The sequence below is a fragment of the Pelagicoccus mobilis genome (assembly GCF_016595505.1).
In the GTDB taxonomy this organism is placed as follows: Bacteria; Verrucomicrobiota; Verrucomicrobiia; order Opitutales; family Opitutaceae; genus Pelagicoccus; species Pelagicoccus mobilis.
Map to the genome: position 1 here is coordinate 1 of NZ_JAENIL010000046.1, position 18,475 is coordinate 18,475.

The 18,475-nt window shown below is 51.5% G+C and carries 9 protein-coding genes; 4 read left to right on the plus strand and 5 right to left on the minus strand.

Annotated elements, in window-relative coordinates:
* Positions 1 to 69 precede the first annotated feature (69 nt).
* Complete coding sequence (locus JIN87_RS20845; RefSeq protein ID WP_200357560.1) at positions 70 to 1,617, minus strand: sulfatase family protein; 1,548 nt, start codon at positions 1,615 to 1,617, stop codon at positions 70 to 72.
* A gap of 346 nt (positions 1,618 to 1,963) precedes the next feature.
* Between JIN87_RS20845 and JIN87_RS20850 the strand changes: the two genes are divergently transcribed.
* Both JIN87_RS20850 and JIN87_RS20855 read left to right on the plus strand, forming a co-directional pair.
* Positions 1,964 to 5,062 (plus strand): TonB-dependent receptor plug domain-containing protein, encoded by a 3,099-nt coding sequence (locus JIN87_RS20850; RefSeq protein WP_200357561.1) that lies wholly within the window; start codon positions 1,964 to 1,966, stop codon positions 5,060 to 5,062.
* A 303-nt stretch (positions 5,063 to 5,365) separates the two neighbouring features.
* The gene (locus tag JIN87_RS20855) at positions 5,366 to 6,790 is read left to right on the plus strand and encodes a sulfatase family protein (RefSeq protein ID WP_200357562.1); all 1,425 of its coding nucleotides are present in this window, start codon (positions 5,366 to 5,368) and stop codon (positions 6,788 to 6,790) included.
* Positions 6,791 to 6,816: 26 nt separating this feature from the next.
* Here JIN87_RS20855 and JIN87_RS20860 read toward each other — a convergent pair whose 3' ends face one another.
* Positions 6,817 to 7,821 carry a LacI family DNA-binding transcriptional regulator gene (locus JIN87_RS20860; protein WP_200357563.1) on the minus strand — a complete coding sequence of 335 codons (1,005 nt, stop codon included), beginning with the start codon at positions 7,819 to 7,821 and terminating at the stop codon, positions 6,817 to 6,819.
* Positions 7,822 to 8,068: 247 nt separating this feature from the next.
* Here JIN87_RS20860 and JIN87_RS20865 point away from each other — a divergent pair, with 247 nt between their 5' ends.
* Positions 8,069 to 10,477: an alpha-L-rhamnosidase-related protein gene (locus JIN87_RS20865; protein WP_200357564.1), complete on the plus strand. Its 2,409-nt coding sequence runs from the start codon at positions 8,069 to 8,071 to the stop codon at positions 10,475 to 10,477.
* Between the two features lie 190 nt (positions 10,478 to 10,667).
* Positions 10,668 to 12,650, plus strand: coding sequence for a glycoside hydrolase family 88 protein (locus JIN87_RS20870; protein ID WP_200357565.1), 1,983 nt, complete (start codon positions 10,668 to 10,670; stop codon positions 12,648 to 12,650).
* 180 nt (positions 12,651 to 12,830) lie between these two features.
* On the opposite strand, the gene JIN87_RS20875 is transcribed toward JIN87_RS20870, so the two are convergent.
* The 3 genes from JIN87_RS20875 to JIN87_RS20885 form a co-directional block, all read right to left on the minus strand.
* On the minus strand, positions 12,831 to 14,753 hold the full coding sequence (locus JIN87_RS20875; RefSeq protein ID WP_200357566.1) for a DUF4955 domain-containing protein: 1,923 nt from the start codon (positions 14,751 to 14,753) through the stop codon (positions 12,831 to 12,833).
* A gap of 182 nt (positions 14,754 to 14,935) precedes the next feature.
* The gene (locus tag JIN87_RS20880) at positions 14,936 to 16,396 is read right to left on the minus strand and encodes a BNR-4 repeat-containing protein (RefSeq protein WP_200357567.1); all 1,461 of its coding nucleotides are present in this window, start codon (positions 16,394 to 16,396) and stop codon (positions 14,936 to 14,938) included.
* 31 nt (positions 16,397 to 16,427) lie between these two features.
* Positions 16,428 to 18,410 carry a glycoside hydrolase family 88 protein gene (locus JIN87_RS20885; protein WP_200357568.1) on the minus strand — a complete coding sequence of 661 codons (1,983 nt, stop codon included), beginning with the start codon at positions 18,408 to 18,410 and terminating at the stop codon, positions 16,428 to 16,430.
* Between the last annotated feature and the right edge of the window lie 65 nt (positions 18,411 to 18,475).

Genomic DNA, 18,475 nt, shown 5'->3' on the forward strand with positions numbered 1-18,475 from the left:
CCGCTTCCCACGAGAACTGAAATCTGTGAACGGCCACATCCACCGCATTTGCGGATGAGCCTTTTGGTGCTAACTTAACGACTCTTTCACCAGGCGTTCGAAAACACGGAAGCAATCGCTGTTTTTGATTTCCATTGGCCGGGCATACTCTCCGAGCTGGGAGATTTGATCGTCTAGCGCAGTGGGGTCCTGAAAGAGCATGCCGTCGTCGGAGTTCGCTGCAGGAGGGGCCATTGCTGGGAAGCGCTTCCAGTCGTCTCCGCTAATCGCCTTGTTATAGTCGTCAGCTCGAAACCGCTCAAGGCACGCTTGCTTCAGGGCTTGCCCCGCGGATTGATGAGCTTCGTCTCCGAAACAGTTATACAGCTCCAGAGGGTCCTTGGATAAGTCGTATAGGAACTCGCGGTTGTCGGGAGCACTGTAGATGTACTTGTATTGGCGATTGGTGGCCATGTAGAGGCCGAGCCTATTTTGAGAGTATTGGCTGAAGACGATTCGGTCATCCTTTTTCTCGTCAATCGCTTCGCTCAGGCTGATTCCTTCGCGACTGGGGCGTTCAGCGCCAGATGCAGCGAAATCCAGGAAAGTTGGATACAAGTCGAGTAGTGTGGTTGGCAGGGAGCAACGTTCGCCTTCTGGAAACGCTCCGGGTAAGCGGGCGATCATCGGCACCTTGGCGGAAGGATCGAGCATAGTTCGTTTTCCATAGCAGCCAAAGTCGCCGAGCATTTCCCCGTGGTCCGCTGAAAAGAGAATCAAGGTGTTGTCGATTTCGCTTCCGAGGCTGTCGAGAATGCGTCCGACGTTATAATCGATAAATGAAACTGTGGCGTAGTAGGCCGCTTTGATCATGCGGGCCATATTGCGGTCATAGGAGCCTCCGTCTCTTACCTTGTAGCGGTTCTGGAGTTTGTTCCAAAAGCAGATGTGCTGCTCGCTCCCTTCCGGCAGGATAGGCTCGTCCATTTCGTGCATGCGGTACAGGCGACCCCAGGGATTTGGGCTTTCAAAAGGGGGATGCGGTTTAATGAAGCTGCTCCAGAGAAAGAACGGCTTGCTTGTGTCGCGGTTCTCCAGAAATTGGATACTTTTATCGGCAACCCAATGGGTGTTATGTAGATGCTCTGGTAGCTGCGATGGCTGCGGCACGTAATAAAACTCGCTGCGCAGTCCGTGCGGGTCCTGGACGTGATTGTACCCGTTCGCTTTCAGGTAGTCCCGATAGTCGTCGCGGTCTGCGTCTTGTTCCAATTCCTCGGACGTGTCCCGACTGGTGTATCCCCAATCGCCCAGTTCCTTGGAGAAATGCATTTTGCCGACACCGTGAGTCTCGTACCCCTGTTCGACCAGTTTCTCCATGAAACTTTGATCCCCCGGTTCGATGTCGACATTGTCTACGCAACCGGTGACGTGTGGAGGCAATCCGCTGGTCAATGAATGCCGTGCGGGCACGCATACGGGGCTCGGTGTGTAGCAACGATTGAAAGTCGTTCCTTCGCGAACAAGTCGATCGATGTTGGGAGTCTTGATCTTCGAATTTCCAAGCTCGGCGATGCAATCTGCCCTAAGTTGGTCGGTGAAGATTAGAAGAATGTTGGGGGAAGAGCTGTTTTTCATGGGGAAATGTTTTTGGTACGAATCGTGTCATGGAATGTAAGGTGCAGAGAGTGATCAATCTCCTGAGAATTCACGTAGTTGACTTGCTAAGTAGCTGAGTCCCTGTGGTCCTGCTCAAACCGAGCTTTGTATTGAACATTTGGATCTTTTAGGCGGGGAGTTTTTGTTGGCACAGAGTTTGTTTCCAAATGCGGACCAAGGCCAATAGAGGAGGTCAACGATGTGACCTAGGGCGGAATTGATCGTTTTTGCGAGCTGGTTTTCATTGTTTTGAGTTATCGAACTACGTGCGGCTGTCGGCTATGTTTGCGACACCGCCGTCCAGAACCACCAACCCCAAAACCAAGTGGAACTAATACCTATACCAAGCAAAGGATCCAAAAGGTTTGAGCAGATTTGTTCATTGCTTTTGGCAGCAACCGTTCCTGCGATCAGTGCCTTTTCGCAGGACGACTCTCAGGGTGAAGAGATTTTTGAGCTCTCACCTTTTACCATCGAAGCAGGTGACGACACCGGTTACCGTGCAACAAGCACGCTTGCGGGCAGTCGATTGAAAAGTGAGCTAAAGGATGTTGCTGCATCAATATCTGTGGTCACTTCGGAGTTCATGGAAGACCTCGGCGCGACCGACATCGAAAACACTTTGGTGTATGTCGCTGGCGTTGAGACTGACCTCGTGACTGATACGTCAGCCGTTGTTAATGGTTACCTTGAAGCGAGCCCAAATCCTGGCAATAATCGGGTACGTGGCTTATCGAGCGTCGATGTGACTTCTGATTTCTTTCAGGTCGGTAATGGAAATTTGGATTCCTACAACATCGAGCGGATGACCCTTGTCCGGGGACCGAATTCTGTTCTGTTTGGATTGGGAAGCCCGGCGGGTATCCTGGATTACACTACGAAAAAGGCCCATTTCGGCGAAGGAGTGGGAAGCTTTAAGCTTAAGTTGGATTCGTTCGGCAGTGTACGCGGTACGATTGATTACAATAAGGTCTTGGTCGATGATAAGTTGGCTGTTCGTCTGATGGCCCTTGATGAACATGGGAAGTTCCAGTTTGATCGGGCCTTCGACAATGATCAGCGCGTGTTTTTGGCGGTAACAGCGAAACCGATCAAAGCAACTACGATACGGCTGGGGGCCGAGCATGGTGAAAACAAGGCTCGCAGAGCTCGTTACTCGCCGCCACAGGACAATGTTTCAGGCTGGCTTGCAGCTGGTCGACCTACCTGGGATCCCGTAGCGAATGAAGGGATGCTCCCTTCGGATGTCTTCTCTGATCCGGATCAAGCAAAGGCGTTTCGTGAAATAGCGGGAATCGCAGGCAATGCATTCATGGCTTTCACTGACATGAACTCAACTGTCCCGGATTATACGAGCTTCACGCGTCTCGTCAGTCCTACCGGGGGAGGATTGGATCCAGAACGGCGTTTCTACCGTAGTTCCGATCCGCAAGAGGATGTGTATGAGTTTGACAAGCAGGTTAGTGACGAACGCATTTTTCCGTATCAGGATGTGGATATCCACACGCTAGGACAATCCTACCAGAATAGCTCCGATGAAAAGATAGCCATCACGCTCGAGCAAAAGGTGACAGAAGACCTTTTCTTCGAATTCGGATACTATGAAGATAGCATTGAAAATGATGGTTATTCGCATATTATGAATCAAACCGCAGGAATTGCGGTGGATGTGAACGAAAGGCTGATCAATGGGGATCCCAACCCCAACTTCCTTCGCCCGTTCGTGTACGGTCGTGGCCTTGGCTCAAATACGGTGAGTGACGCAAATTCATGGCGTGCGACGGGTTCTTATGAACTCGATTTTGCCGCTAAGGCTGATGGCGTTTTTCGCCACCTAGGTCGTCACCAGCTTACAGGAGTGTATTCAGAAAATACTACGGAACGATTCCTTTACCGTTGGGAGCCTAAGATCACTCAGATGAACGGTCCTGCTTGGTCCAATCATCTGCAGAACGCGAATCACCGATTTGGCCAGTTCTACTATGTTGGAGATCCGCTCACGGGGAATCTTCCAAACTACACTGCCTTTCCAGGTGATGGTGTAGGACCGATTTCAGGACGCAGTTATACGTTTGATTACTACGATGTGGATTCCGGGACTTGGCAAGAAACCCAGTCTACAACTGAGCGACTCGTGCACAATCCCCCGACGAATCGTAGCAAGAGTGAAGTCGAGGGCTATGGGGGGGCACTTCAGAGTTTCTTCCTGAATGGTAAGGTTGTGACTACCTTTGGTTGGCGCCACGATGAAATTTCTTCCTGGAACCTGACAGGACCTGCTCCGGATGCTACGACAGGGCTTGTGTCTCTGGATACGAGTCTGCCTGGATGGCAGTTTGCTGATGAACCCGACACGGAGCCACAATCAGGAGAAACGATGACTAAAGGTATTGTTGTCGCTCCAAAAGATTGGATTCGTTTCCACTACAATGAGTCGGAGAACTTCGCGGTCTCAGCTCAGAAAGTTAACATTTTCCGTGAGGCGATTCCGTCAGCTGGAGGTGAAGGGAAGGATTGGGGGGTCTCGTTCGACGCCTTCAATGATAAGTTGCTCGTAAAGGTTAACTGGTTTGAAACCTCTCAGGTAAACTCAGACAATCGTTCTGTGGGCTTTCTTTCATCTTGGGGGATTAACTCTGTTGAGCGTCAGCTATATGGTTACTTGAAAAGAAACAACAGGCTGGCTGAGTGGGAGCATCCTTTGGGGGATAAGGACCCAAACAATCCGGGATTCGATGCCAATTATCAAAAGCCCAATAACGTAGGGGATACGAATGACTTCGTCTCTGAAGGTATCGAGTTCGAGGCAATCTACAATCCTACGCCGAGGTGGCGCATGGCTTTCAATATGACCCAAGTCGAGACTGTTCAGGCCAACTCTGCTCTAGACCTAGTCCGTTATAACGACCAGCGTTTGCCTTATCTCGAGCAGTTCTTTGACGAGAACAAAAGTGCCGCCCAAACATGGGCTGATTGGTACTGGATCAAAATTGGCAAGCCATTGGCAAATGCCGAGGCGGCAAATGGAAAGGTGTCCACGGCTCTCGCGAAATATAGCGCTAATTTCGTTACGAACTATAACTTCGCTAGAGATGGCAAGTTCAAGGGGCTCTCAGTCGGCGGTTCGATGCGTTGGCGCGAGGGAGCGACAATTGGGTATCCAGATATTGAAGTCGATGGCATCATTCGCTCGGACCTCGATAATCCATTTACTGGACCGGATCTCTTCAACGTAGGACTTCATGCCTCCTACAAGAAGAAAGTTTTCAATGACAAGGTGAATTGGAAGGTCCAGATGAACATCCAGAACCTCATAGGCGACGATGATATCAACGCGACTCGCATCAATTCTAATGGAGAGGTGGCAGCGTGGAGAGTCGGTCGTGATCGCTACGTCCAGCTTACAAACACCTTTACTTTTTAGGGAGTAAACAAGCTTAGGATTTTCACACAGGGTGTTCCTTGTCCGTAGTGTCGGATAAGGGACATCTTTTTTTCAGGGGGATCGTTAATTCTTTAGGTTTATCCCGAAGCCAAAACCGCTTAGAGACTGTCAATAAGTGGAGTAAACTACATTGGAGATCGATTCGAAAACTGTAGACGCGGTCGCTGACCGCGTAACGCGATCAACGATCGCGTCTACAGACATTTAGATTCGATTTATTGGACAGTCTCTGAGAGTGCCCAAGCTTGGAGTTGTCATTTAATTGCAATTAATATTACCACAATGATACAACGAATATTGTCTTTACTGCTAGTCTGCCTGTTTGGGATCTGTATAGAAGGGCGGGCAGAGGCGAATCCGCCAAATATAGTATTCTTTTTGATCGACGACCAGCGTAACGATACTTTGGGGTGCTCGGGGCATCCTATTGTTAAAACGCCTGAGATCGATCGTTTGGCATCGTCTGGTATTCATTTTACCAATGCGTTTGTTACAACCTCGATATGCGCAGCGAGTCGCGCTTCCATTTTTACGGGGCTATACGAGAGAAGTCATGGTTTTACTTTTGGTACGCTACCGATCGATGCGGGCGACATTTCTAGGAGTTATCCTGCCGTGTTGCGCAAAAACGGTTATCGAACCGGATTGGTTGGGAAGTATGGAGTTTCAACTACAGGTGGGCTTGAAGGTGAGATGTTCGACTACTTTGATCCGATCGGGCGTGACCCCTATTTCAAAAAGCAATTGGATGGAAGTGTTAGGCATGAAACAGATCTCATTGCCGATAGCTCAATTGCTTTTCTAAAGACAGCCAGCGCGGAGCAGCCGTTTTGCTTGTCCGTTAACTTTAATGCAGCGCATGCGGAGGACAACGACTTGTCCAACCACTTTCCTTGGCCTCAATCTGTGGATGGGATGTATGAGGATGTTCACATTCCGGCTCCGCGGCTTTCAGCTTCAGGTATTTTTGAGGCATTGCCGAAATTTCTGAAGGATTCGATGAACCGCAAACGCTATTTTTGGAGATGGGATACAGTCGAGAAGTTTGAACGGAATATGCGTGCCTATTTCAGGATGATCAGCGGGATTGATGCGTCGATCAAACGTATTCGGGATACACTGAAGTTCACTGGGATGGATGAAAACACTGTCATTATCTATATGGGTGACAATGGATATTATATGGGGGATCGAGGCTTGGCAGGGAAATGGAGCCATTATGAGCAATCCCTCCGAGTTCCGCTCATTATATTCGATCCACGCGTTCCTGCTGAAAACAGGGGGAGCAAGGCGGAGGAAATGGCGTTGAACATAGATGTGACGGCAACGATGCTCGACATAGCTGGTGTTGACATTCCCGCTGAATACCAAGGCAGAAGTCTGCTCTCATTGATTGACGGTACTCAAGCGAGTTCCTGGCGTCAGGATTTTCTGTGCGAGCATTTAATGGAGCGTTCGGATATCCCAAAGTGGGAAGGTGTAAGAGGGGAGCGCTATGTTTATGCTCGGTACATCGACCAGAATCCCGCTTATGAGTTTTTGCACGATCTAAAGATCGATCCGGACCAGCTAGTTAACCTCGCGGGTAGTGAGCAATATCGCGGAGTGCTCCAAGAAATGAGGAAACGTTGTGGTCAGCTGGTTGAAGAAAACGAGCGAATCACTCCGAGACTATTACAACCGGGAGAGACAGCTGTCGAACCGTAGGGAGTTTTGAGGGGGCTGGTGAAAGCCTAGAGGGTTCGCCCTTCATTCCATTGACCGCGAACTGTTATTAAGCGTGGCTCCTCGAGAACGCCAAACTCATTGTTGTGTATGTGGCTCATAAGCATCTCGATGGCGATTTTCCCGCACAGCTCAGGCTGCTCTATGATTCCAGATATCTCGCCATCGGTTTCGGCGTTTCCCACCGTTACCAAACCGACGTCTTCGGGAACTCGTAGGTTCATTCGTTCTAACCATCTGATAACCATTGGAGGGCGTACGCAAAGCACCACTTTAGGTTGGTTTTTCTTAAACCAGCGTTTGAAGCGGTCGAAGTTGGGTGATTCGTGTATCAATGGCTCGAGCCGCTTGGCTTCACTCTTTTGTCGTTGGTCGCTTTCATAGCAGGACAACCAACGATTCTGGTTGTTGAAAGTGTAGGGGGGAGCCATCACGAACCCAATTCGCTCGATACCCCTGTTGTTCAAGGTATCCAAAATCAACTCCATGTTGCCGTATAGGTCGGCCGAGACCCAGTCTGTATTGAAGGAGTGGTCGCAAATGCCATAGTTGACGATAGAGAGGTTTGTCCAATCATGGTGTAGCTTGTTACGAAGCTCGCCATGATGCAGCAAGACAGCTCCCTGTATCCCCCGGCTAAGTAAAATTTGATGTAAACGCTCGTGGGACGTGTCTCCCGCCCAAAACGGTTCAAGCCGAATTCCCAGGTTCTGCGCCACTTTGTTTGCTCCATCAACAAACCGTCTGGGATTGTATCCAGTTTTCCAATGCTCTTTGGTCCGATCGGCCGTGATTAGGGCAATTACTGGAGGATTGTCAGGATCCTTTCCGCTACGACGGCTGCGCATCAGAGCTGAGACATAGGGATTCGCTTTGTATCCCATTTGGATCGCCGTTTCTTTGACCCGTTTCTGTGTGGTAGCCGAGATCTTTGGGGAGTTTCTCAAGGCCAGAGAAACGGTTGATCGATGAATCCCCAACTTTTCCGCGATGTCATCCATCGTGATCTTCATAGTTTGAGCCTGTCGTATTGGTTTGGGTGAACGTTCCAAGTGTAGCGAGGTGAACTTGGGGAAGGAATCGAAATCCTAGTGCATAACGGCAAATCAACTCCTTTCAATATTTATTCAACGATGTGAATGATCGGGCTATCGACGGTTCCGTTTGAGTGTAGACGATTGCTCGAGTGGCGCCTTGTTGTGGACACGCTGATCGGTGGCTCACATACCTCGAACTGTAGTTTTTGCAAAATACCTCAACATGAAGATCTGCCTTAGTACGCTGCTTTCACTCTTCTTTATCACTGCTATTTCTGCCAAGATGCACACACCTCTTCAGCTTTCCCCAAAAAACATGGAGGGGCGATTTTGGAAGGCATCCTGGGTTGCTCCAAAGGGTACGGAACCAAACGACTATGGAGTTTATTTGTTCAGGAAACCGTTTGTGCTAGGCAGTACGCCTAGTGAGTTCATAATCCATATTTCGGCGGATAACCGTTATCGTTTGTTCGTAAACGGTTCTCCAGTTCTCATTGGTCCCGCCCGTGGGGATTTGGGAAACTGGCGCTATGAATCCGTTGATATTGCTCCCTTTCTGAACTCAGGATCTAATGTGTTGGCTGTTCAGGTTTGGAATTTTGGCATTCACAGACCACAGGCTCAGTTCAGCCGTCGTACCGGATTGCTCATCGAGGGAAACAGCGCCTTGGAATCGGTGGTGAACACCAATACTTCGTGGATCGGAATCGAGAACCAAGCCTACTCCCCGATACCGATAGACAAGAAGCAGATCCAAGCCTACATGGTGACGGACCCAGGAGTTGAGATCGATGGGAAACTGGTGCCATGGGGCTGGGAGAAAGAGTCGTTCTCTGATGGGGACTGGGAGCCTGTTGAGGTTGTTGGAAGAGTGAGTAGCCGCGAGCAGGGGACAGCGGTTACCTGGTCAATGGTGCCGAGGATGATTCCATTAATGGAAAGCAAACGGCAGACGTTTGCAGCTGTGCGCAAGGCGAATGGGTGCCGAGTTGATGACGCTTTCCTCGCAGGGCAGGAGACCGTGAAAATTGGGCCCAACACTCGTTGCAGCTTTCTTCTGGATCAAGGAGTACTCACCAAAGCATTTCCTGAACTCGTCCTGGCTGGAGGTGCTGGAAGCCAGATAAGCCTAGGCTATGCTGAATCTCTCTTTCTGCGTGAGGTGGGACTTGAGAAAGGCGATCGTAATGAAGTTGAAGGCAAGGTGTTCAGAGGGTTCTTCGATCGATTTTTGCCAGACGGAGGCGACGATCAGTTCTATCGCCCACTCCGTTTTCGAACCTTCCGATATGTGCTTGTTGAAATCGAAACGGCCTCTGATCCACTCGAACTGAAACGACTTGATAGTGTCTTTTCTGCCTATCCGTTGGAAGAGCGGGCTGAGTTCGAGACAAACGATCCGGAGCTAAGCAAGATTTGGGAAGTCGGTTGGCGTACGCAACGGCTGTGTGCTCACGAGGTTTTTTACGACTGCCCCTATTATGAGCAACTGATGTATGTGGGGGATACGCGTATTCAAGCTTTGGTCACAAAGTTTGTGAGCGGAGATGACACCTTGATGCGCAAGGCCATCGAGTTGTTTGACAATAGTCGAACCTCGATCGGTTTAACGCTCAGTAGATATCCAAGTAAGGATCCACAGTATATTCCACCTTATTCGCTGGTGTGGATAAATATGCTTCACGACTATTTCATGCTAAATCCAGATGCGGATTTTGTGCGGAGCAAACTAAAAGGGGTGCGTTCCGTTTTAGAATGGTTTGAGGAGAATCAGCATGCTGAGAGTGGACTCTATATCGCAGACTCCTGGTGGAACTTCGTCGACTGGACGCGAGAGTGGCGGCATGACGGAAAGGGGAGGAAACCTGGGATGCCTCCTGTTGATCAGGATGGTATTAGTTCTATATTGAACCTGCAATGGGCTCTCGCCTTAAGGGATGCTGAAAATTTGTACAGGCACTTTGGCTGGAACATCGAGGCAGAGGGCTGTAGGGAGAAAAGGGAAGCGATTCTGGCAACTCTCTATAGGTCGTGTTGGAATTCTGAACGCTATTTATTGGCAGACACTCCAGAACAGGAAGATTATAGTCAGCATACCAGTCTCTTGCTGGTTCTAGCTGATACAGAGAATGCCTTGGGCTTGAATCACAAAAAGATCATGGAAAAGGTGATCAGTGATGTATCGTTGAGTCAGTGTACCATGTATTTCCGTTTCTATTTACATGAAGCCCTGAAGCAATCTGGCTTGGGAGCCCAATACCTTGGTCTTCTCGATCAATGGCGAGCAATGCTCGACAGCGGCCTCACGACCTTTGCTGAAAAACCTGATCCCACCCGATCCGATTGCCATGCATGGAGCTCGAGCCCAAACTATCATTTTCTGACGCTTGTTTGTGGCGTGGAATCAGTTGGGCCGGGATTTTCGAAAATAAAGATCAAGCCATCCCTAGGGGCTCTAGAGCGAGCGAAGTTCAAGATTCCTCACGCGAATGGCTATATAGAAGGTCAATTCAAACAGGACACCGAAGGCGTCGTATCCGGATGGGTCACGCTTCCCAATAATGTGGAGGGCGTATTGGTGCTGAACGATACTGAACTAAAACTCGAATCAAATAGGCGAATAGACTTCTAGATGAGTAAAAGAACATAACCGTATTGGTCGCTTCTTTGACGATCGGATTTGCTTCTCTATATCGGCCCGTTGCCTGACGGAGCGGTCTTTCCTGGTGATATCGCATGCCTTCGGGAAGTCGGAAAACGTTCGAAGGCGAAGGCGTCGGCTAATTCTCGCCGCCCTCTATCGATTTTTGTCCACCCCTTACATGCTCAGAACATTATTCATATCTTTCGTGGTTTGCCTAGCGGCGCCGCTTTTTTCACAGATCGACGCTTATCGCGTCGAGGCGGCTTTGAGGCATAGTGCCGATTGGCAGCTTGCCCATCCCAATGAAAACCAAGCATATCCGGTTGGCATTCGCGAGTGGCATATGGCCTCGCTCTATGACGGCTTGCTGCGTTTGTCGCTTATTACCGGTGATGCTCGCTATTTGTCGGAAGTCGTACGTCAGGCGGAACTGACCAATTGGTCTCCTGGCGACGAAGTGTATAATGCGGATGATGCTGCTGTGGGGCATGCTTGGTTGGATATCTACTCGCTGGATCGCAATCATAAGGAACGCCTCGCCCCTTGGAAGAAGCGCTATGATTACATTCTCGCTCATCCTGCCACAGTCGGTTTGGAGCATGCTTCAAGAAAGCTGGTTGGTGGTCGCGTGGAAACGCACCATGATCGCTGGTCGTGGGCAGATTCCCTCTACATGGCTCCACCGACGCTTGCTCGTTTGTACGAGATTACCGGAGATGAGAAGTATATCGATTTCATCGAGTCGGAATGGCGACTGACTCATAGCCTTCTTTATGACAAGTCATCGCAATTGTATTTCCGTGACTCGCGCTTTATCGAGAAGCGTTTGCCGAATGGAAAGAAAACCTTCTGGTCTCGCGGCAATGGCTGGGTTTACGGCGGTCTCGCGTTGACCTTGGAAAAGTTACCGAAGGAACACTCTCTCAGGGACTTTCTAGAGGGCATCTTCAAGGAAATGAGCGTTTCGCTCAAGGCGCGCCAACAGGCGGATGGCTTGTGGTATCCGAATCTTGATGACCCAACGGATATTCCAATGAAAGAAACCAGTGGAACCGGCTTCTATGTTTATGGAATGGCCTGGGGCGTCAACAATGGCCTGCTCTCCAAGGAAGAGTACTGGCCGAGTATCGAAAAGGGCTGGAGTGGCTTGATGAGCTGTATTCAAGATACGGGTATGCTCGGTTACGTGCAGCCTGTTGGAGCAGCACCAGTCGACAATATTAAGCCGGAGCTCACGCACGTCTATGCAACGGGCGCCTTTCTTTTGGCTGGTACCGAGATTTTGAAGACGCTCGGTGTCGACGAAGTCACTGAGACTGCGGCTTTGCTCGACCGAGCGGAAGAGATGGCGTTTGGCGATGGCGTGCCGGAAGCTCTCGCTGTTTATCAGCCTTATCGCAAGGACGATCTTGCTTGGGAGAACGACAAGATGGCCTTCCGCGTTTATGGTCCAGCGTTGAAGGATGCCCCTGAAGGCAGTGGTATCGACTGCTGGATGAAGAGCGTTCCTTCTCCGATCATTCGCAAATGGTACGCAGACGATTTTGCGGGCAAGAAGAGCTATCACAAGGACCACGGCGAAGGTTACGATGGATACAAGGTCGGTTCGGCCCGTGGTTGTGGAGGAACGGGACTTTGGGAGGATGGCCGCTTGAAAACGTCTAATGTTTGGAAGACTGCAGCGATTATGTGGACGCGTCGCGACGAGTTGCAGATCGGATTGGATTACTATTATGGCGAAGGAGACAGTCGCGAAGTTCTTCGCGAGAAGAAGGTCATATCGCTCAAGCTAGGCGATGAATTTTGTGAAGTGTCATCACGATTCTCTGACGGGAAGTGGGGGCCAGCTCTCGTGGATTTGGAGGTCGCTGTCGGTCTCACTGCTCAAGGAAAAGACCCGCAAGTCGAGTTCTCTAAGAAAGAAGGTTGGATGGCAGTTTGGGATCGATTCCCCAATGGCGATGAAATTGGGACAGGCATTTCTGTCGATCCAGATGCCTTGCAGGGGTTCGAGCGAATCGGTGAAGGCAAAGGCAGCGAGTCGATCGCAGTGCTCAAGACGGATGCGGAAGGGCAAATCCACTACCGCATGGGCTTCACTTGGATCAGAGGCGAGCTCTCGAAGAATATCGATGATTGGAGCAAGCGTCTATCGAAGTAGACGTGACAGAATTTATCGTCGTGCCATTTTAGGCTCGGCGCATCTAAAGGGGGGCGTCAGCAGTAGCCAAAATCAACGATGAGCGGTTTACCGCGACCTGCTCCAACACTCAGTCAAATGATCGAACATAGAAGCCTGCCTCTAAAGACTTTTATAACAGTTATCTCTTGGAGACTGGGCTTATTGGGTTATTAGATCAAACTCGGCGATGGCGGCCAGAGTGCCGCGTTTTGCTCTGGTAAGGGTTAGTTTCACGCGTCGCGTGTCGATTGGATCGAAGTCGGCGGTGTGGTCGGAGCCGATCTTCTTGCCCTCGTGGATTTTTACCCAGGCCCCGTCTTGCCAGGCGTGGAGTTGGTAGCCGTCGACGTTGCCGGTGTGTTCTTGTATCTTAACGCCGGATACGGTTTGGATGGTGCCGAGGTCGAGGATAAGCTCGGAGTTGATGAGCTCTCCATCTGAAATCCATTTAGTGGTGGGATCGCTGTCGTTGGCGAGGCTGGCTGGGTGACCGGGGGCAGCATTGTTGGCGGTGATTAAACTTCCGTGAAGCCGGAGTTGTAGTTGGGCACGGAAGAGAGAGGGTGGGTAGGCGACTTGGTTGCGTAGCTCGTCGAGACCGACCTCTCCCTTGTTCACATCTTGAAAGACGATCTCCTCTCCGGGGGAGCGGAGGCCTGCAAAGTTTGGTTTCACGTAGTTGTGAATCTTGCGTACTTCAGGTGACCAGAAATCGTAGACGGTGCTTGGAGCGCTCGCGTTGTGCTCGAAGTTCCAGAAGGTGATGTGCGGTCCGCCATTTGGGTAGCTGCCTTGATTGCCTCCGTTGTGGGTGAAGCGACCGCCCTTAACGCTGTCGATAAGGTTTGAATACGGGTGGTAACCGTGGCAATCGACGGACTGGTCTTCGGTCATGACAGAATCGAGGAAGACGCAGGCGGTGGTCGTCCAACGAAATCCGATGCCGTGCCAATTGTCGGTTTCATTGATAACACGGTTAAAGAGCACACCGTAGGAATCACGAGGGTAGCCGGAGGTGTGTCCGGCCTTGCCGCTGAAGGTGACATCTTCAACTGTGACTGCGAGGGCATCGTCGAGGGTGAGACCGACGTTCCAGTCAGTGATTGTACAGTTCTGTATCCAAGAGTTCTTGACGGCCATGAGGTGAATTCCTCGGTAGGCATAGTCGACTTCCCAATTCATGTGATGTTTGAAGTCTTGCGGGTAGTGAGCCCAACCGCTGCTGAAGCGAATGCCTTCGATGCCGACCTCTTCGATTGGATTATAAGGCCAGATTTGGGTCGTGCCTGCTCCTTCCGGAATGTGGAGTTGCACGGGGTTTTTGAAGGTAACGAGGTTCCCATCGATTGCAGTGATGGTATGTTCTTCGTAAATACGGATCCCACGTTTGCCCATGTTCCAGAGCGGATTGAAGGTAAGACCTTCAGCGACTTTGTGAACCGCTTCGAGGCTTTGGTGAAAGAGGGTTATGTCTTGTCCGACCGAGAGCTTGCTCGCGTCTTTGACGGTGATGGAAAAGGCTCCGTGCGGGACGCTCTCGACGCACTCGGCTAGGAGGGTCTGGTCTTTGTTTATACGGTCGTAGTCGGGAGGGCGGACGAGAAGTCTTGGTTTCTCAGGCAACTCTCTATCGCGATATTCGTGAAAGTAGAGTTCGGTACCGCCTTCGCTATCGCCCGCTCCTTTGAGAACGATGTGGCTGCGGTTGATTTCGAATACATGGTCTTTCAGCTCGCCCGCTCCAAGGATGAAACGCCCGGCTGGGAAATTCAGCACGACTGGGCCTTCAACCGCGTGAGCTGCGTCGAGGGCGGTTTGGATACCTTCAATGTCTAGAAGGTTGTCATCAGGGATGGCACCGAAATCAGTGACGTGCAGCTGTGTCCAGGATGAGGAGTTGGGAATCGGCCGCTCCGAGAAGTGGTAGCCTGCGAATGAGTAGTCGGGGAGAGTGGTTTCGCGTCCTTCCGCTCGCCCATCCACGAAGTCGATCCAGGAAGGGGCGACGTTTTGTGCGGAGGCGAGTGGGATCAGTCCTGTTAGGTAGGCGGAAAATGCGAGTATGCGTTTCGTGCGTGTCATTGTGTCTTCGGAGATTTACACGAGTGTAATGTCATTATGCGTTTGTGGCAGGACGTAGCACGGTGCTTTAGCCCGCTTCGCTAAGGTAGGATCCAAACTGCGTGGACGCGGGCTGAAGCACCGCGCTACGGTTTGGGCATGAAACGACACTTGTGTGTTGTCAGAGAAATGGGTCACTCCAATCAGTTTTTGTTTGTTTTGGGTGAGGTTCGTCTGATCGGGCCTTTGTCGCCGACGAGGTACATGCGCCGGTAGGGGGTGCCGTCAGGTTTTTCGGCTACGATGAGGCGGGCGTCGGGGTGGGCGTTTCGGATGAAGGCGCTGGCGGCGGAACCGGGGCTGTCGAGGTTGCTGAGGGAGGCAGGGCGGTCTCCGTAGAGGTTTTTAGATTCCGGTTCGAAGTAGTCGCCGAAGCGCAGGAGTTCTTTGCCTCCTTTGAAACTGGCTCCACCGTTATTGCTTTCCCACCAGAGCACCCGGGTCTTGTCGATCTCGGGATCGACTCCACTGAGTAGGAAGCGGACCTTCTCGCCCGATGCCAGAAAATCACCGCGCCCGATCGGGAGACCGTTGTCAAAATTGCCGGCCCATTCCTTGCCGGTCCAGCGGAAGTAACGTGCGTTTTTAGGGCCGCCGATTTGCCAGCCAATGTCTTCGCCGATATAAGCGGCGATGTGTGGGTTGCCTTCCGCGTCGACTTTTGTGGTTCCGTTAAAGGTCCATTTGTCGCCGGTATTCACGGCTAGCGTTTTTTGATCGGCCTCTTCTTTGGTGAGTGGGATGTTGAGAGGCTCGCCATGAATGTTTGTCCAAGTGTTGTCGGCGGTATTGAAGGTCATGAAGTAGAGGTTCTTTCGCTCTGTGGAGTGTCCTCCGCGATTGTTCCTTGGTGCGTCCTTATCCCAGCAGAAATGGTAGTCGAAGCCGACTACAATGTCGTCGCCCAGCCCTTTGGAAACATAGGCGTACCAGCTGTCGGCGCCAAGATCGTCGCTACGTCGTTTGTACTTGAGGAAAGAGACGGGCTTTTCGAAGGTGCGCCCATTGTCAGTGGATCTTTGATACACCCAATCGCTGCGATGGGCTCCGTGGCGATAGAAGAGATAGAGGTCCCCGTTGTCCATTTTAACGGCTTGGTTGTAGGTGCCGAAGGGAGAGACGTTGTCGAGGTATTCCCAGCTCGTGATATCGAGGGGATTCTTGGATACGGAGTGTTTGTTTTCGCCGGAGTGAGAGTTGCCGAAAACGTTTTCGCCATGGAGCTCCTCGACGCCGCCGTGGCCTCCGTAGAAGATATGGATATATCCTAGATCGTCGATGATCAGCGTGGGTTTACCGTGGCTATCGATTTTACCTTTGGGGTCTTTGCCGAGAATACTGACTCCTGCTTTGTAGGGGCCGTGCCATTCGTCCTTTTCGTGGTCGTAAGCGGCGACGTAGGGATCTTCGAGAATTCCTTGATAGGCGACATAGGTAATGCCGTCGTGATGCTCACCAGCGGGGTGCTGGACAACGGCGACGCCTTCGCCCCAGCCGTTTGTGGCGAAGAAGTCGTTGGTGGTGTGTTTAGCTTTTGAGCATGCCATCAAAAAAACGAGGAGGGCGGTGAGCAGAACTGTGTTAATGTGTCGGAGGTTTCTCATGGGGTGGACTTAGAGGGGCTGGTAGGAGTGCTTATTGCGCGAGTTTCTGGCTCCAGTCGTGTAGGTTGCGCGGTAGGTCGCCTCGGATCCAGGTGAAGCCCATCTGGTAGCGGACCGTGTTGCTGGCGTCGGTTTCGAGGATGGCTATGAGCTCGCTGTTCTTGCCTTTGCCGAGTTGCTTGATGTCTCGCAAGGCGTCTGGTTCTAGGATGATTCCAGTGCCGATTTCGTCTCCGTTTGGATATTGGTCCCAGATCGCGAGCCAGCTTTCGTTTCGTGAAGAAAGGGCTTGGGCTTTGTCGCCTTGAGCAGTGAGTCCGACTGCGACCTGGAACGGTGTTGTATCGGAGTTCACAGCCGGTCCCCAGAAGCGTGATTCGACGGAACACAGTTCGTCACCGACTTTGAGTGAAATGGTCTTGGTTTCCCGTAAATTCCCATCGCCGTAATAGTAGGTGAGGGAAACTTTTGCCTCGTCCGGGCGGGTCCAGATGACGTGACCGTAGCGGTAGACGTTAGAGGTTACGAGTTCACCGTTCTTCCAAAGTCCAGTACCACCGCAGCCGCGATAAGGACCGACTTTGTATCCATCGTAGCCTTCTCCCGTGTCTTTGTGGTAACTCATTTTGCCCGAGAGATGTTCGTCGTACCACTTTTGTACGATCGGCGTGGGTACGCTTTTCATCCAGCAATCGATGCCGCTGTTCTCGGGTGAGTCGCGGAGGGCGGGACCGTAGACGCGAAACGCCATCTTGTCATTTTCCCAAGCAATGTCGTCTTTGCGGTAGGGCTGGTAGACGGCGAGAGCCTGCTTTTCACCCTGGCCGGTCGCTTCGGTTTCAGCGGCTTGCAAGAGTGCGTACTTGTCGGAGACCTCCTCCTTGCCGAGTGCCTTCAGGATTTCGGAGCCCGCCATGAGGAAGGTGCCCGTACCGTAGACGTGAGTGAGTTCGGCCTTGATATTATCCTCGGGTGACGCTCCAACGGGCTGAACGTACCCAAGCATGCCGGAGGCTTGAACACAGCTCTGGAGCCCCGCCCAGCCCTTTTCTACATGGGGCCAGTATTCTTGTTTAGGCAGTAGGCCTTGATTGATACCCCAAGCCAATCCGTAGACAAAGAAACCGGAGCCGCTGGTTTCCTTGCTCGGAATGTGAGCGGCGTCGTCGAGGTTTGGATACCACAAGCCATCTGCTTGTTGGCGTGCTTTGAGCGATGCGCTCATATCTACGAAGATCTCCTCGAGGAACGCACGAGAGGGGTGTTCTTGCGGTAGCTTTTCGAGCGTTAGGGCGAGGCCTCCGTAAACCCACCCGTTGCCACGGGACCAGAAGATCTTTTTGCCGTTTTCTAAACGTTGATCAATGTAGCGTGTGTCGCGGTAGTAGAGTTTTGATTCTGTATCGAAGAGCGTTTCGTGGGTGGCTCGCCACTCTTTCTCCATGAAATCGAGATATTTCTCATCGCCGGTGGCTTCGTAGAGTCGAACGAAGGTAGGGGGAGCCATGTAGAGGGCATCGCACCAAGACCAGCGATCGTGGTGTTTTTCGGTGCGTTGCGAGGTCTTTTTCTCGCTGTACCAAGTCAGATCGACGCTGGGAGCGGATTCGATGATGTGGTCGACATGTTTCTGGAGGAGTTTGAGTCGTTCTGGGTGTTTGGAATCGAGGGAGTAAATTTCCAGCCAAGCGTGTCCGACGGCGTAGTCGTCAGCGTGATACGGTCGGGTCCCAGGTGCCCAGTTCGCGAGCCCGCCAACGCGTACAATTTCGCCTAGGTACTTGGGATCTCCTGTCATGTAGGAGAGGCGAAGAAGTCCGTCGTAGAGCGGGGCGATGTGCCACTGACGGATGCCGATCTCGCGGAGTTGATTCTCGTTTGGGTGGGCGAGTTGCCAATCAGCGGTTTTTCGTAGGGCAGCTTCTACTTGGGGCGCTCGAAGTTGCGCTTGAGCGAGGGAGGTGAGTCCTAACGCAATGGTTAGGAGGAGGGATTTTGTGAGTTTGGAATTCATTACGAAAATCGAGTGGGAGTTCTCCCGTGTTGTATTTTTAACCACAGATAACACAGATAAGATTG